13 protein-coding genes are annotated in these 15,357 nt (G+C 62.6%); 6 read left to right on the forward strand and 7 right to left on the reverse strand.

Annotated elements, in window-relative coordinates:
• Positions 1 to 239 precede the first annotated feature (239 nt).
• The 3 genes from ACZ0AV_RS06450 to putA all read right to left on the reverse strand — a co-directional run bounded on the left by ACZ0AV_RS06450 (position 240) and on the right by putA (position 5,405).
• Positions 240 to 452 carry a VF530 family protein gene (locus ACZ0AV_RS06450; protein ID WP_092364341.1) on the reverse strand — a complete coding sequence of 71 codons (213 nt, stop codon included), beginning with the start codon at positions 450 to 452 and terminating at the stop codon, positions 240 to 242.
• A 101-nt stretch (positions 453 to 553) separates the two neighbouring features.
• Positions 554 to 2,044, reverse strand: a complete 1,491-nt coding sequence (gene putP / locus ACZ0AV_RS06455; RefSeq protein WP_499150273.1) for a sodium/proline symporter PutP — start codon at positions 2,042 to 2,044, stop codon at positions 554 to 556.
• Between the two features lie 184 nt (positions 2,045 to 2,228).
• Entirely contained in the window at positions 2,229 to 5,405 is a 3,177-nt protein-coding gene (gene putA, locus ACZ0AV_RS06460) for a bifunctional proline dehydrogenase/L-glutamate gamma-semialdehyde dehydrogenase PutA (protein WP_499150274.1), read from the reverse strand.
• Positions 5,406 to 6,002: 597 nt separating this feature from the next.
• On the opposite strand from putA, the gene ACZ0AV_RS06465 reads away from it, so the two are divergent.
• The 3 genes from ACZ0AV_RS06465 to ACZ0AV_RS06475 are packed head-to-tail and all read left to right on the forward strand — an operon-like array spanning position 6,003 to position 8,909.
• Positions 6,003 to 7,379 carry a hemolysin family protein gene (locus ACZ0AV_RS06465; RefSeq protein WP_499150275.1) on the forward strand — a complete coding sequence of 459 codons (1,377 nt, stop codon included), beginning with the start codon at positions 6,003 to 6,005 and terminating at the stop codon, positions 7,377 to 7,379.
• On the forward strand, positions 7,372 to 8,430 hold the full coding sequence (locus tag ACZ0AV_RS06470) for a CNNM domain-containing protein (protein WP_499150276.1): 1,059 nt from the start codon (positions 7,372 to 7,374) through the stop codon (positions 8,428 to 8,430). Before ACZ0AV_RS06465 ends, ACZ0AV_RS06470 begins: the two co-directional genes overlap by 8 nt.
• Complete coding sequence (locus tag ACZ0AV_RS06475; protein ID WP_499150277.1) at positions 8,427 to 8,909, forward strand: phosphatidylglycerophosphatase A family protein; 483 nt, start codon at positions 8,427 to 8,429, stop codon at positions 8,907 to 8,909. The genes ACZ0AV_RS06470 and ACZ0AV_RS06475 overlap by 4 nt, the downstream gene beginning before the upstream one ends.
• A 178-nt stretch (positions 8,910 to 9,087) precedes the next feature.
• On the opposite strand, the gene ACZ0AV_RS06480 is transcribed toward ACZ0AV_RS06475, so the two are convergent.
• The 3 genes from ACZ0AV_RS06480 to dapA form a co-directional block, all read right to left on the reverse strand.
• Positions 9,088 to 9,954, reverse strand: a complete 867-nt coding sequence (locus ACZ0AV_RS06480; protein ID WP_499150278.1) for a phosphoribosylaminoimidazolesuccinocarboxamide synthase — start codon at positions 9,952 to 9,954, stop codon at positions 9,088 to 9,090.
• A gap of 151 nt (positions 9,955 to 10,105) precedes the next feature.
• Positions 10,106 to 11,224: an NlpB/DapX family lipoprotein gene (bamC, locus tag ACZ0AV_RS06485; protein WP_499150279.1), complete on the reverse strand. Its 1,119-nt coding sequence runs from the start codon at positions 11,222 to 11,224 to the stop codon at positions 10,106 to 10,108.
• Between the two features lie 17 nt (positions 11,225 to 11,241).
• A complete protein-coding gene (dapA, locus tag ACZ0AV_RS06490; RefSeq protein WP_499150280.1) occupies positions 11,242 to 12,120 on the reverse strand; it encodes a 4-hydroxy-tetrahydrodipicolinate synthase in 879 nt (292 codons plus the stop codon).
• A gap of 226 nt (positions 12,121 to 12,346) precedes the next feature.
• Between dapA and ACZ0AV_RS06495 the strand changes: the two genes are divergently transcribed.
• A complete protein-coding gene (locus tag ACZ0AV_RS06495; RefSeq protein WP_499150281.1) occupies positions 12,347 to 12,904 on the forward strand; it encodes a glycine cleavage system transcriptional repressor in 558 nt (185 codons plus the stop codon).
• Positions 12,905 to 12,915: 11 nt separating this feature from the next.
• Positions 12,916 to 13,386, forward strand: coding sequence for a peroxiredoxin (locus tag ACZ0AV_RS06500; RefSeq protein WP_499150282.1), 471 nt, complete (start codon positions 12,916 to 12,918; stop codon positions 13,384 to 13,386).
• Between the two features lie 57 nt (positions 13,387 to 13,443).
• Here the strand turns inward: ACZ0AV_RS06500 and ACZ0AV_RS06505 are convergent, their stop codons facing one another.
• Positions 13,444 to 13,695 (reverse strand): sulfurtransferase TusA family protein, encoded by a 252-nt coding sequence (locus tag ACZ0AV_RS06505; RefSeq protein WP_499150283.1) that lies wholly within the window; start codon positions 13,693 to 13,695, stop codon positions 13,444 to 13,446.
• 108 nt (positions 13,696 to 13,803) lie between these two features.
• Between ACZ0AV_RS06505 and ACZ0AV_RS06510 the strand changes: the two genes are divergently transcribed.
• The gene (locus tag ACZ0AV_RS06510) at positions 13,804 to 15,240 is read left to right on the forward strand and encodes a M48 family metallopeptidase (protein ID WP_499150284.1); all 1,437 of its coding nucleotides are present in this window, start codon (positions 13,804 to 13,806) and stop codon (positions 15,238 to 15,240) included.
• Positions 15,241 to 15,357: the final 117 nt, after the last annotated feature.

A 15,357-nucleotide genomic window follows, 5' to 3' on the forward strand; every position in this document is an offset into this window, starting at 1 on the left:
GCCGCCGTAAAGACAGGCAGCAATGTGGCGATAGGGGACATTCGTAAGGTGGATGACGCTCTTTTCATCCACCATTGCGATCGGTGGACGGGTCGGGCCGCGTAGGTGAGGCGTCGTCCACCCTACGACTGTGGGAGCGGGCCGTGCCCGCGAATAATCACGAGCATGGCCCGTTCCCACAATGAATCACCGAACGTCTGCTTCTGCCTTGTTCGCGACGGTCACTACCCCAATAGAAGCTAACGCCTGCGCTGCAGGTACAACGCTTCGACCTTCTCCCGCGCCCACGGTGTTTTACGCAGGAAGGTCAGGCTCGACTTGATGCTCGGGTCGCTCTTGAAGCAGCGGATATCGATGCGCTGGGCCAGGCCGTCCCAGCCGTAGTGCTCGACCAGATCGGTGAGGATGGCCTGCAGCGTCAGGCCGTGTAGCGGGTCGTTGGTTGTGCTCATGGGTCTCTCCCTATCGCGGCGCGGCAGCTTACCAGACGACGCGAACGAAAAGGCCCGGACAACCGTCCGGGCCTTTTGACCAATCGGTTACCGAAACGCGATCAGAGATGCGCGTCCTGGTATTCCTTCTCGGCCTCGTCGAAACGCTTGACCATGGTCGGCGTCGCCGGGCGACCGATCTTGCTGAACACGACGATGGCCAGGGTGGCGAGGATGAAGCCCGGGATGATTTCGTAGAGGCCCAGGCCGATGAAGTTCTTCCACACCACCACGGTTACCGCACCGACCACCATGCCGGCCAGCGCGCCGTTGCGGGTCATGCCTTTCCACACCAGCGAGAGAATCACCACCGGGCCGAAGGCCGCACCGAAACCGGCCCACGCGTAGGACACCAGGCCCAGCACCTTGCTCTCCGGGTTGGAGGCGATGCCGATGGCCACCAGCGCGATCAGCAGCACCATGCCACGGCCAACCCAGACCAGTTCGGTCTGGCTGGCGTTCTTGCGCAGGAACGCTTTGTAGAAGTCTTCGGTCAGGGCGCTGGACGAAACCAGCAGTTGGCAGCTCAGGGTGCTCATCACCGCCGCCAGAATGGCCGACAGGATCAAGCCGGCGATCCACGGATTGAAGAGGATCTTGGTCAGTTCGATGAACACGCGCTCGCTGTTCTCGGTGACCGGACCAGCCAGCGTCGGGTTGTTGGCGAAGTAGGCGATGCCGAAGAAGCCGACCGCTACTGCACCGCCCAGGCTGAGGATCATCCAGGTCATGCCGATGCGCCGAGCGGCCGGAATCGACTTCACCGAATCGGCCGCCATGAAGCGCACCAGAATGTGCGGCTGGCCGAAATAGCCCAGCCCCCAGGCCAACAGCGAGATGATGGCAACGAAGGACAGGCCGCGGAACATATCGAAGTTGGCCGGGTTGGCCTGCTCGATGGTCACCATGGCCGCATCGAAATCGCCCAGGGCGAGGATCACGAATACCGGGGTGATCAACAGCGCGAAAATCATCAGCGTCGCCTGCACGGTGTCGGTCCAGCTCACCGCGAGGAAGCCGCCCACGAACACGTAGAGGATAGTTGCCGCCGCACCGACCCACAGGGCGGTGTCGTAGCTCATGCCGAAGGTCGATTCGAACAGGCGGGCGCCGGCCACCACGCCGGATGCGCAGTAGATGGTGAAGAACACCAGGATCACCAGCGCCGAAAAGATGCGCAGCAGTTTGCTGTTGTCTTCGAAGCGGTGGGTAAAGAAGTCCGGCAGGGTCAGCGCATTGTTGTTGTGCTCGGTGTGCACACGCAGGCGGCCGGCAACGAACAGCCAGTTCAGCCATGCACCGAGGATCAGGCCGATAGCGATCCAGCTTTCAGATATACCGGCGATGAAGATGGCGCCTGGCAGGCCCATCAGCAGCCAGCCGCTCATGTCGGACGCGCCAGCGGACAGCGCCGTGACGAAGCTGCCGAGGCTGCGGCCGCCAAGGATGTAGTCGGAGAAATTCTTGGTCGCACGGTAGGCAATGAAACCGATCAGCACCATGGCCAGGATATAGACCACGAAGGTGACCAGCATGGGAGTACTTGCAGTCATTGGGGAATGCCCCTCTCGTTTGTTTTTATTCGAACCGGGGGTTACCCAGCCCAGTTGGCACATCACGACCAGCGGTCACGGTCGCGCTCCAGGTACACCACTCTGCTGGTGGCATTACCGATTCGGGGCATCAGCCCCCAATAGCAAAACGGGCGGAAACCTTATGATTCCCGCCCGCTTGTGATTACTCGTCGCCCAGCGACAGCAGTGAGGCGTTGCCGCCCACCGCCGTGGTATTCACAGAGGTGGTGCGCTCATTGACGAAGCGCAACAGGTAGCTCGGGCCGCCGGCTTTCGGGCCAGTACCGGACAGGCCGCAGCCGCCGAATGGCTGTACGCCGACCACCGCGCCGATCTGGTTGCGGTTCACGTACAGGTTGCCGACGCGCGCCAGGCTTTCGATGCGGGCGGCAGTTTCCTCGTTTCGGCTGTGGATGCCAAGGGTCAATCCGTAGCCGGTGGCGTTGATCGCCGCGACCACCTTCTCCAAGTCGGCGGCGTCATAGCGCACCACGTGCAGCACCGGGCCGAACTGCTCCTTCTTCAGCTCATCGATCCCGCCGATTTCGAACGCCACCGGTGCGATGAAATGGCCGTTCAGGTCAGCGCGCAGCGAGGCCTCTGCAATCAGCTTGCCTTCGCCCTTGAGCTGATTGATATGCGCCAGCAAACCTTCACGGGCCTCGGCATCGATCACCGGGCCGATATCGTTCTCGCGCAGGTAGGTCGGGCCGATCTTCAGTTCGGCCATGGCGCCCTTGAGCAGGTCGATCACCCGGTCGGCGATGTCGCGCTGCACATACAGCACACGCAGTGCCGAGCAGCGCTGACCGGCGCTGGTGAAGGCCGAGCCGACGGCATCCTTGACCACCTGCTCGGGCAGTGCGGTGGAATCGACGATCATCGCGTTCTGGCCACCGGTCTCGGCGATCAGGGTGGCGATCATGCCGTCCTTCTCGGCCAACTGACGGTTGATGATGCGCGCCGTGTCGGTGGAGCCGGTGAAGCACACGCCGGCCACACGCGGGTCGCGGCAGAACACACCACCAAGGGTGGCGCCATCACCGGGCAGGAAGGCGATCACATCCTTTGGCAGGCCGGCGTCGAACATCAGTTCCAGGGCGCGGGCGGCGATCAGGCTGGTCTGCTCGGCCGGTTTGGCCAGCACCACGTTACCGGAGACCAGCGCAGCGCTGATCTGGCCCAGGTAAATGGCCAGCGGGAAGTTCCACGGGCTGACGCAGACGAAAATGCCGCGGCCTTCATGGAACAGCTCGTTGCGCTCGCCAGTCGGTCCCTTGAGCTCTTCGCGGCCCAGCTTGAGGCGTGCCTGCTGCGCGTAGTAACGGCAGAAATCCACCGCCTCGCGCACTTCGTCGATACCGTCCTGCATCGACTTGCCCGCTTCCACGGTACACAGCGCCATCAGCTCGGCACGGTTGCTTTCCAGCAGGTCGGCAAGGCGCTCGAGAATGCTCGCACGCTCATCGATAGCGACAGCGTTCCACTTCGGCCAGGCGGCGCTCAGGCCATCCAGCGCCTGGGCGGCCTGGGCGGCGGTGGCGAACTGGGCGGTGCCGACCACCTTGTTCAAGTCGTACGGGCAGCGAACTTCCTCGGCGGTGCCGCTCAAGGTCTGGCCGTTGATCACCGTGGCAGCCTGCCATTGGCGGTCCAGTTGCGGCGTGTAGGCGTTTTCGAGTTCGGTCAGCGATTTCTGGATGTTCATGTTGATGCCCTGAGAATTTTTCCGTGTGCCCCCGTACAGCGCTGGCGGAAGCGGGATTTTGTTATTGCCGAGGCTGGCGAATTTGCTCAGCTGGGTGACCGGGTGATCGATCAGCGAGTCGACCGGCACGCTCGGGTCGACCAGCTGGTGCACGAACGACGAGTTGGCACCGTTCTCCAGCAGGCGGCGCACCAGATACGGCAGCAGGTCCTTGTGGGCACCTACGGGCGCGTAGATGCGCACGGTCTTGCGGTGCTTCTCCAGCACCGTGTCGTACAGCGCGTCGCCCATGCCGTGCAGGCGCTGGAACTCGAACTCGCGCGGCGACGCCTGCTCGGCGGCCATGGCCAGGATGCAGCTGACGGTGTGCGCGTTATGGCTGGCGAATTGCGGGTAGATCACACCACGGGTGAACTCGCTGAGCAGGTAACGGGCGCAAGCCAGATAGGACGTATCGGTGCCCTCCTTGCGGGTGAACACCGGGTAGCCATCGAGGCCCCACACCTGGCACTGCTTGATCTCGCTGTCCCAGTAGGCGCCCTTGACCAGGCGCAGCGGCATCTTCTCGCCGAGCTCCCTGCCCAGCAAGGTCAGCCAGACCAGCACCGGCAGGCAGCGCTTGGAGTACGCCTGGATCACCAGCCCGAACTCGCCCCAGCCGGCCACCGCGGGGTCACGCAGCAGCTTCTCGTAGAGTTCCAGAGACAGTTCGAGGCGATCCGCCTCCTCCGCGTCCACGGAAATCCCGACGTTCAGCTTGCGCGCACGGATCACCAGTTCGCGTACGTTGGCGAACAGCTCGGTCAGCACGCGCTCGCGCTGGGCCACTTCGTAACGCGGGTGCAGCGCCGAGAGCTTGATCGAGATCGACGGTTTGGGGCCTGGACCAACCTGCGGCTCGGCGCCGACTGTGTCGATCGCCTTGCGGTAGTCGGCCATGTATTTTTCGGCGTCTTCGGCGGTCAGCGCCGCTTCACCGAGCATGTCGAAGGAATAGGTGTAGCCCTTCTCGCGCTCCGGGCGACCGTTCTTCAGCGCTTCGCTGATGGTGCGGCCGAGCACGAACTGCTTGCCCATCAGCTTCATGGCCTGGTTCATCGCCGCGCGAATCACCGGCTCGCCGGAACGCTGGATCAGCCGGCCGAGCACGTTCTTCGGACGACCATCACCGGTCTGCGGGTCCACGACCTTGCCAGTCATCACCAGGCCCCAGGCCGCGAAGTTGACCAGCACGCTGTCGCTCTTGCCCAGGTGGCGCTCCCACTCGGCGGCGTTGAGCTTGTCGCGGATCAGCGCATCGGCGGTGGCTGCATCCGGCACGCGCAACAGCGCCTCGGCCAGGCACATCAGCATCAGACCTTCCTGGGTATCCAGGCTGTACTGGCGTAGCAGTGCGTCGAGGGTGTCGACGGCATTGTCGCGGCCTCGCACGTCCTGGATCAGGCTGCGTGCCTGCCGGCGAACGCTCTCGATACCGGCAGCGCCGGGATCGGCAAGCTGCAGCAGCTCGCCCAGGTAGGCGGCCTCGTCAACGTTGTAGTTGGCGCTGATGGCAGGGAAGAAATCGGCGGCCTTGGCAGCGGAGATCCGGTCGAGGAACTCCTGGTGCAAGACGTGACTGGCTTTGAACATCACGCCCATCCTCTTGTAGGGATTATGTATGGGGGTACCCCTGCGTTGGGTCTAGCCCAGATACGGGAATCTGGCGATCCCACCTTTGCAGAAGCGGATGGCGGAATGTAGTAGCAAATGGATGACCGCTTCTTTCGGAAACCTCTGAAGTTTTTGCAGAAAACTCCAGGCGCGCGCGCAAGCGCCACTAGGTGCAGGGGCTTGCGCGTGCACGCCGGCCAAAACCGCCATCTGTAGGCAACTGCTGGACAGTTCGCCATGCAGGGGCGGCAATCGAGACGGCGGGGCACCATCACTCATTGCCGTTGCGGTCGCCGAGCGATCCCCCCGGGGATGCTCATCCACTTGTCGAGGCGGCCTTGCGGGGTCGCTGACGCTCGAGCGGCAATTGTTTTCAAATGTTGTGAAAACTGCCTGAAGCGCTGAGAGCACCGAGCCACGGGCCTTTGCCTGCATACTCTGGCCCGACCAGCAGAGTGGCCTACCGATGGCGAAGGATTATAATGAGGACCCTTTTAACCTCGGCCCCATTGTGGACACATCAAGTTCTGACGGTTGTAGAGACCTTTCTAAACGAACAAATAGTGAGGTGACGCGGTGACCGAGCCGATCCTCGCCCTTCTGTTCGGCACCCTGATCATCCTGGCGATCATTGCGGCAAATGGTTACTTCGTCGCCCAGGAATTCGCCTACATGGCCGCTGATCGGACACGACTCGCCGTGTTGGCGGCAGAAGGTGACGCCTCCGCGAAGCGCGCCCTCGAAGTCACCAAGCGAACCAGCTTCATGCTGTCGGGTGCCCAGCTGGGCATCACCGTCACAGGCCTGATGGTCGGTTTCGTCGCGGAGCCTCTGGTTGGGAGGTCACTGGGTATTCTGCTGGGCGGGGTAGGCGTCCCGGCAGAGATCGGCGTAACCGTTGGTACCCTGCTTGCCCTGCTGGCAGCGACGGTCATCCAGATGATTTTCGGTGAGCTTTACCCGAAGAACCTGGCCATCGCCAATGCAGACCCGATGGCCAGAGGGCTTGCCCGCTCGACGCTGATCTACCTGACCGTATTCGGTTGGTTGATCGGCTTTTTCGACAAATCGGCCAACCTGTTCCTGCGGATGCTGCGCATAGAACCCGTCCACGATCTGGACGTGAGTGTCTCGGCGGATGACCTGCCGCACATCATTTCCGACTCGCGCCACAGTGGCGACCTTCCTGACGAACTCTCCCTGGTGATCGATCGCATTCTCGACTTCCCGAGTCGCGACGTTGAGCACGCCATGATTCCACGGTCACAGGTGGACTGGCTTCCCCCGGAAACAACGCTGCTCAGGCTGCGCGAGTTGATGGCCAGCGGTCACACTCGCTACCCGGTGATCCACGAGGATACCCCTGTCGGCGTCGTTCACCTGGCCGATATCCTGTTGCGACTGTCGACGCAGGCAACCGAAGAAACCATCGACACCGTGATGCGACCTGCGGTGGTCATTCCGACCCTCATGCCGCTGCCGGACGCTTTGGCGCAGCTGATCCAGACCGACAATCAGCTGGCCTGCGTGATCGACGAATACGGCAGTTTCGTTGGCGTGCTGACTCTCGAGGACCTTGCCGAAGAAATCGTCGGCGAAATTACCGATGAGCATGATGAAGCCAACTCGGCCCCGGTCATTACCGGCGCAGAGGGTGTGTGGATCATGAATGGTGATGTTCACCTGGACGAAGTCGAGCGAGCGCTCGGCTACGACCTGCCTCGTGAGCAGGTTGAAACCATCGCTGGCCTGCTGATTGCCGAACTCGGTGCCTTGCCTGCCGAAGGCGATATCGTGGCGATAACCCTGCCTGAAGAAGTTTCTGACCTGGTGTCCGATGTGCCCGTGGTGCGACAGCTGATGATCGAGGTACTGCGCGTTGAACGCTATGTACCGACTCAGGTGCGCGCCACGCTCATACAGACCGTGCAGGGGGACGAGCCACATGAATGACGCGCTGATCGTCACGCTGGTAACCGCCGCACTCATTGTCCTGAGCGCAATCTTCGTCATCATCGAGTTCGCACTGCTTGGTTCGCGCCGGCATCGCCTCGAGGCGCTCGCGCCAACGAGCTCCTCTGCCCGGGCCGCCTTACGCGGCATGAACGACCTGACCCTCATGCTTGCAGGGGCTCAACTCGGTATCACGTTCTGCACCTTCGCCCTGGGAGCAGTGACCAAGCCGGCGGTCGACAACTGGCTCGGCCCACTGCTGATCGTCTGGGGCGTGCCCGAGTGGATAGCGGGTGGGGCGTCGTTTGCAATCGCGCTGTTCGCGGTGACCTTCCTGCATCTGGTGGTCGGTGAAATGGCCCCCAAATCCTGGGCGATTGCCCACCCGGAGAGGTCGGCGCTGGCCATCGGCATCATCTCGCGCGCCTACATCTGGCCAATACGCCCGCTGATGCGCTGGGTGAACAGGATTGCCAACCGCCTGGTGCGAGCATCAGGCGTCGAGCCCGTCGAGAGCGCCGCCATTGGCGGCCAGGACATTGCCACCATACGTCAGCTTGTCGAACACTCAGCTGAAGTGGGCACACTGAAACCTGCCTTGCAGCAGCAGATTTCCAGTGTGATCGACCTGGGCTCCATGCCGGTGGAAGCGTTGGCAACCGGCTGCTCTACCCTGGCACAGGTAGCGTTCGATGCATCAGTGGCCGAGGTTCGTCACGCAGCCGCCCAATCCGGCCACTTGCGCATTCTGGTTCTGGGGACCGGCAATACGCTTCCCTGGGTCGTTCATGTTCGTGACACCCTGCTCGAACCTGACCTGAGGCCGGCACGCGAAATCGCCCGCAAGGTGTTCGTACTGGATGCGAAAACGCCGGTCTACGAGTCACTGGCACTGATGCGCAAATCAAGCGTGCAATTTGCGGTGGTCATGAGCCAAGGCCAGATGACAGGCGTCGTGACGCTGGCCGACATACTGGAACGCATACTGCCGGTGACCGCGCCCTCGCAGGCTGATCCGGCAGCCATCGAATCGGGTCGCAATAGCAAATGATAGAGAGCATCGTGGTACAGGCAGCGACCGGCTTCGGCCTTGGTCTGCTGCCGTTCATGCCTGGGACCTTCGGCTCGTTGCTCGGCCTGCCATTGGCCTGGTGGCTCATGGGGCATCCGCCAAAGCGGCAGGCGCTCATCGTCATCGTGCTGTTTATCGTTGCAGTACCACTCTGCCATTGGGCCTCGATATGGCTCGGCGGCGGCGATGTCCCGCAAATAGTCGCCGACGAGTACCTGATGTTCCCGGTAGCGGTGCTGGGGCTTTCTCTGGCAGGACGCCTGCGGATGCTGCTGATAGCGTTCGTACTGTTCCGCCTGTTCGATGCGCTCAAGATACCCCCGGTAAATCTCCTCGAAGCCGTGGGTGGCGGCATAGGCATCGTGCTGGACGATCTCATGGCGGCCGTCTATGCCTTGCTTGTGATCGTTATCGGCCGCGCACTGATGCGCAGGCTGAAAAGCAGGAACGCTGCCTGATCCAGGTCTGCGCCGCCCCGCCCAAGACGCCTTGCCGCCCTGTCGCTGAACAGCCAGGTCTCGCAATTTCGCCTGTAGTTACAGCGATCCCTCAAAAAAGCAAAACCCGCCGTAGCGGGTTTTCCTGAATATGCCGCCGACCCTAAGCGGGTCGGCGGCTCTTTTTCGCGAGATCAGCTCACGCAGTCAGGCGGGTCAGCGCCTCGCGGTACTTGTCAGCCGTCTTCTGCGCGACATCGGCCGGTACCGCTGGCGCTGGCGGCTCCTTGTTCCAGCCGGTGGATTCCAGCCAGTCACGAACGAACTGCTTGTCGAAGCTTGGTGGGTTGCTGCCCTCGGCGTAGCTGTCGGCGGGCCAGAAGCGGCTGGAATCCGGGGTCAGCACTTCGTCCATAAGGGTCAGCGTACCGTTTTCATCGAGGCCGAATTCGAACTTGGTGTCGGCGATGATGATGCCACGGGTGGCAGCGTACTCGACTGCGGCGCTGTACAGGGCGATGGAGGTATCGCGCACCTGGGCGGCCAGCTCGGCGCCGATGATCGCTTCGCACTGCGCAAAGCTGATGTTCTCGTCATGGTCACCCACGGCAGCCTTGGTCGACGGGGTGAAGATGGGCTGCGGCAGCTTGGCGGCTTCCTTCAAGCCAGCCGGCAACTGGATACCGCAGACGGTGCCGCTCTTCTGGTATTCCTTCCAGCCGGAACCGACGATGTAACCCCGCACGATGGCTTCCACGGCAACCGGTTTGAGGCGTTTGGCGACCACGGCGCGACCTTCCACCAGCGGTAGCTCGGCGGCCGGCACCACGTCTTCGACGCGATCACCGGTGAAGTGGTTGGGCACCACGCCTGCCAGCTTTTCGAACCAGAAATTGGAGATGGCGGTAAGGATCTTGCCCTTCTCCGGAATCGGCTGCTCGAGGATCACGTCGAAGGCCGACAGGCGGTCGGTGGCAACCATCAGCATGCGCTTGTCGTCGATCTCGTAAAGATCGCGGACTTTGCCCGAATAGATCTTTTTCAGGCTAAGGGAAGGTGTGGTCATGTCGAGATTCCGCCTTGTCGCGTGAAAGTCGCGCCGCGCTGCGTCGACGCCGACGCGGCTGTAGATCGGCAGTGCAAACGCCCCGCCCGTTAAAACAAAAGGCGAAACCCCCTGGGGGTTTCGCCTATCGCAACCACTCGACCAAGCTGGCTTAGCCGAGGTTTTCCTGGATCATGCCAAGAACGCGACGAGCCACATCGGCCGGCGCCACGGTATTGAGGTCTTTCTCGACCGTCACCTGCACGGTGTCGCCCACGGCGGTCAAGCGAACCTGATAACGCTCGGCGCGGGCCTCGATCTCGTCCTTGCTTTCCGAGCCGCCGAACAGGCGGCTGAAGAAGCCAGGTTTCTCGTTGTCGCGTTGCGGGCCTTCGGCCAGGTTGACGTAGTAGACGCCCAGCGTACGGTTGATGTCGTCGATGCGCAGTTCGGCCATGCGCAGCGAGCGGCCAACGCCGGACCAGGCACGGTCGAAGTCGGTGCTCAGATTGAGCACGGGGTTGCCGGTGCCGTCTTCGGACAGGCTCACGCGGCTCGGCGCGTCATAGTCACGACCAGCCAGCAGAGATACGGAACCGCCCTGCTCGACACTGCGCGTCAGGGTGACCTGCAATTCGTCGAGCAGCGCGGCGTCCAGCGCTTTGTTGACGCTGCGTTCGGTGAACGGCACATCGGCGCTGCTGCCAGCCGGACGCTGCGCGGTCACCACGAAGATTTCGCTGGTGTTGCGCTGCACGCCAGGTTCGAGGCGCACGTGCACGCGGGTTTCGGTATTGCCATCGAGCCCGGCAACGCGGCCGCTCAGACGGCTCTGCATGCTGCTGGACAAGGCGTCGAAGCGCTGCCAGTCGGTGCTGAACTCACCGGTTTGCGGGCGTTCGTCAACGATGCGGAAGCCGCCGTCCTCAAAGAACTGGCGGGCACCCGGCCACACTTCGGCGGGCACACGCTGAGCGACCAGCCAGCTGGAGTCGCCGCTGTTCTGCAGGCTGAATTCGCTGACTTCCCCGGTCACCGCCAGGGGCTGCGGACGCGGTACGTCGTACTTGCCCTGCACATCGCTGTCGCGAATCTGCTGCGGAACCGGCAGCAGCGGGTCGAGGCGCTTGGCCTCGACATCGGCTGGCAGCTGCATGGGCGCCGTCTGACGAGCGGTGAGGTAATCACTGCCGCGATCGCGGAAGTAGCCATTTTCGCCCCAGACCCAGCCACAGCCACTGGTGCTGGTGATGATCAGAGCAAGTGCGGAAAGTCCGGCCAGTCGCTTCATGCGTCGTAATTCCTCGATTAGACCAATACACCGGACTGGCGCAGGGCCTGACGCAGCGGTTCGTGACAACGGGGGCTCAGCCAGGTGAGCGGCAGGCGAATGCCGTCGGCCATCATGCCCATTTCGTTCAGCGCCCACTTCACCGGAATCGGATTGGCTTCGATGAACAGGTTCTTGTGCAGCGGCATCAGACGGTCATTGATCGCCCGGGCAATCGCCGCTTCGCCACGCATGGCTGCCGAGCACATGTCGCTCATGGCACGCGGTGCGACGTTGGCGGTCACCGAAATGTTGCCCTTGCCGCCTAGCAGCATCAGCTCGACCGCGGTGGCGTCATCGCCGGAATAGAGCAGAAAGTTGGCGCCGACGCGCTCGAGAATGTCGCGGGCGCGCTGCAGGTCGCCAGTGGCTTCCTTGATACCAATGATGTTGTCGACATGCGACAGGCGCTCGACGGTCTCCGGCAGCATGTCGCAGGCGGTACGGCCCGGTACGTTGTAGAGGATCTGCGGTATGGCCACGGCTTCGGCGATATGGCGGAAGTGCAGGTACAGGCCTTCCTGGGTCGGCTTGTTGTAGTACGGCGTGACCAGCAGGCAAGCGTCGGCGCCAGCGCTCTTGGCGTTCTGGGTCAGCTCGACGGCTTCGCGGGTGGAGTTGGCCCCGGTACCGGCGATGACCGGAATACGGCCGCCGACCTGGTCGACCACACGACGAATGACTTCGATGTGCTCGTTGACGTCGAGCGTCGCCGACTCACCGGTAGTGCCGACCGCGACGATGGCGTTGGTGCCCTCTTGCAGGTGGAAGTCCACCAGTTTGCTCAAGGCGTCCCAATCGAGATTACCCTGCGCATCCATGGGCGTGGCCAGTGCCACCATACTGCCCGCAATCATGCAACCGCTCCTGCCGAAAAAGAGAGCGGTAATGGTACTGGCGCCACCAGCCTTGCACAAGCGAAGTAGCAGGTGGCGTGAAGCACCGTGATTTCTGGCACTGACCGCCACTCTCTGCGCGCGGATAGCGGTATCTGGTCATTCCCCTGACGGGCGCTTTTCGCTACCCTGCGAGTTTGTTTGGCACTGTCTATAGAGCCGAGCGTTCAACGTTTAGGAAGGCTGCATGTCCACCCCCCCAGTTCGCGAACAATTCCTCGTCATCAGTGCACTCGGCACCAACGCCATGGAGCTGACCAATGTGCTGTGCCGAGCCAGCCATGAAAACCGCTGCGCGGTCATCAGTACGCGCCTGAGCCGCCACGGGGAGTTCAGCGCACTGGTGCTGCAGATCTCGGGTAACTGGGATGCCCTGGCGCGCCTGGAAGCGGGTTTACCGGCGTTGTCCAAGAAGCACGAGTTCACTGCCAACGTGATCCGCAGCGGCGCCTCGGAAGTTCGCCCACAGGCGCTGCCTTACGTGGCCTACGTCAGCTCGGTATACCGCCCGGACATCCTCAACGAACTCTGCCAGTTCTTCATCGATCATCGCGTTGAACTGGAAGCGCTGACCTGCGACACCTACCAGGCGCCGCAGACCGGCGGCACCATGCTCAACGCCACGTTGACCGTCACCCTGCCCGCCGGCACCCAGATCAGCTGGCTGCGCGATCAGTTCCTCGACTTCGCCGATGCCCTGAACCTGGATGCATTGATCGAACCCTGGCGTCCTCAGAACCCATAAAGGAGCGTTTCATGGCCATCGCTATCGATTCCCCGGTCGCCGATTTCAGCGCGCCCGCCACCGGCGGCGACTTCAACCTGGCCGCCTGCAAGGGCAAGCAGTTGGTGATCTACTTCTACCCGAAGGACAACACGCCAGGCTGCACGACTCAAGGGCAGGGCTTTCGCGACAGCCACCAGGCGTTCGCAGCGGCCAACACGGTAGTCATCGGCGTGTCCCGCGACAGCCTCAAGACCCACGAGAACTTCAAGGCCAAGCAGGGTTTCCCGTTCGAGCTGATTTCCGACAAGGACGAAGTCGTCTGCGGACTGTTCGACGTGATCAAGCTGAAGAAGCTCTACGGCAAGGAATACCTGGGCGTCGACCGCAGCACCTTCCTGATCGACAAGGACGGCGTGCTGCGCCAGGAATGGCGAGGGGTGAAGGTGCCGGGTCATGTCGATGAAGTCTTGGCTGCTGCCCAGGCGCTGAACAAAGCCTGATACAACAAAAATGCCGCTCTCGAGCGGCATTTTTCATGGCCTCCGTTCAGGCGTCTTTCATGCCTTGCGCAGCCAGTAACTGAACACCTCACCCTCGGCTTCTTCCCGAAGCAGTTCATGGCCGGCCAACCGGGCGAAAGCCCGAAAGTCGCGCTGCGACCCGGCATCCGTGGCCAGCACCTTGAGTACCTCGCCACTGGCCAGGCCATTGAGGGCCATTTTGGCCTTCAGCAAAGGCAGCGGGCAGTTCAGACCACAGGCATCCAGCTCACGCTGATGCTCGCCCTGCCAAACCTTTACATCATTCATATTGCCTCCTGTTCACTGTGCGACAGCATAACCCAAGGCCCGCCGGCGCTGGTCAGGCAAGTGCCTGCCCGGCTACAGTACGGCACTGATCCGACAAGAGCTCCATGCATGAATGTTCTGCGCCCCACCCTGCTGACGCTCGCCTGCCTGCTGGCCCAGCCGGCGATCGCCAACGACCTGCCATCGCTCGGCGATGCAAGCTCCGCGCTGGTGTCCCCGCAACAGGAATACCAGCTCGGCCGCGCCTGGCTGAGTATCGTCCGCGGCCAGGTCAGCCAACTGTCGGACCCGCAGCTCAAGGACTTCGTCGAGAGCAGCGTCTACCGCCTTGCCGAAACCAGCCAGGTGCAGGATCGCCGCCTCGAATTCGTGCTGCTCAACAGCCCGCAGATCAACGCTTTCGCGGCCCCCGGCGGGATCATCGGCGTCAACGGCGGGCTGTTCCTGTATGCGCAGACCGAGGGCGAATACGCCTCGGTACTTGCCCACGAACTCGCTCACCTGTCGCAACGCCACTTCGCACGCGGCCTGGAAGCTCAGCAGCGCATGCAACTGCCGGTCATGGCAGCGATGCTCGCCGGTATCGTTGCAGCCGCAGCGGGTGCCGGTGATGCCGGTATCGCGGCCATCGCCTCGACCCAGGCAGCGGCCATTCAGGAGCAGCGACGCTTCTCCCGGCAGAACGAGCAGGAAGCCGACCGTATTGGCCTGGTCAACCTGGAAAAGGCCGGCTACGACCCGCGCTCGATGCCGAGCATGTTCGAGCGCCTGATGCGCCAGTATCGCTATGACCGCATGCCGCCGGAATTTCTGCTGACTCACCCGGTTTCCGAATCGCGCATCGCCGATACGCGCAACCGCGCCGAGCAGTACCAGCCAGGCGGCACCGAAGACAGCCTGCGCTATCAACTGATGCGCGCCCGCGTGCAGCTGACCTACGAGGAAACGCCCGGCATCGCCGCCAAGCGCTTTCGCGCGCAGCTCGATGAAAACCCGAACATGGATGCCGCACGCTACGGCCTGGCCATCGCGCTGATCAAGGGCAGCCAGTTCGACGAAGCGCGCGACATTCTCGCCCCTCTTTTGCAAAAGGCCGCTGACGACGTTACCTACAACCTCGCGCAGATCAGCCTGGACTCCGCTGCCAACCGCTTGCCGGCTGCCGAGCAACGCATCAAGCGACTGCTCGACCTGTACCCGGGCAATTACCCGCTCAATCAGGCGCGCATCGACCTGCTGCTCAAGCAACGCAAGATCCCGGAAGCCGAGAACGCCCTTAACGAGCTGCTCAAGCGCCGCATGAAGGATCCGGACGTGTGGTACCAGGTGGCGGAAGTGCGCGGCCTCAGCGGTAACACCATCGGCTTGCATCAGGCCCGCGCCGAGTTTTTCGCCCTGGTGGGAGATTTCAATCAGGCCATCGAACAGCTCGACTTCGCCAAGCGGCGCGCCGCCAACAACTTCCAGATGGCTTCGCGTATCGACGCGCGCCAGAAGGAGTTGATCGAAGAGAAACGCATGAGCGAGGAAATGCTGCGCGGCTAAGCCGGCACGCACCTCATGGATCGAGCCTGCCCTGGGCGGAGCGGAACGAGCAGCCGGCAACCCTGAGCATGCTGGAGGATGACAAGAGCGTAATCCCCCTGCCCCGGGGCAATGACG

It is taken from the genome of Pseudomonas sp. AC532, from assembly GCF_979258965.1.